This is a genomic window from Pseudomonas sp. NY15374, assembly GCF_048068255.1.
In the GTDB taxonomy this organism is placed as follows: domain Bacteria; phylum Pseudomonadota; class Gammaproteobacteria; order Pseudomonadales; family Pseudomonadaceae; genus Aquipseudomonas; species Aquipseudomonas machongensis.
In genome coordinates this window covers 1-378 of record NZ_JBLUPZ010000034.1, presented here as the reverse complement: position 1 = coordinate 378, position 378 = coordinate 1, and the positions used below count along the sequence as shown (strand labels likewise).

Sequence of the window (378 nt, the reverse complement as noted above, 5' to 3'; positions counted from 1 at the left end):
GTCGAGTACAAGGCTCCTGCTCAGGGCGATGACGTCTTCAAAGACTCGGGCTCCCTGACCGTTGGTATTTCCGACGCTTCCGTACCAGGCAAGACTTTCGAAAACCTGGAGCTCGGCGGCTCGGCTACCGTTCAGATCGCTGACACTGAAAGTGAAGTCGTCGCGACCCTGACGGCTGATAAAACTACCGTGTCCGAAGGCGGCGAGATCACTTACACCGTCACCCTGACCAATGCCCAGGGCCTGGATGTCAAAGGCCACGGCGGCCTGACCTTCACTCTTTCGGATGGCACGAAAGTGACTGTTCCGGCTGGCAGCGCCACCGGGACCATCACCATCCACGCCCCTGATGACGTGTACGTCGGCGGCCAGCCAGCA

At 60.1% G+C, this 378-nt stretch carries 1 protein-coding gene; it reads left to right on the top strand.

Annotation, left to right across the window (positions count from 1 at the left end; translation table 11 throughout):
• On the top strand, nucleotides 1–378 hold a 378-nt coding region (locus ACNFHO_RS27400; protein ID WP_416767972.1), incomplete at both ends, for an immunoglobulin-like domain-containing protein.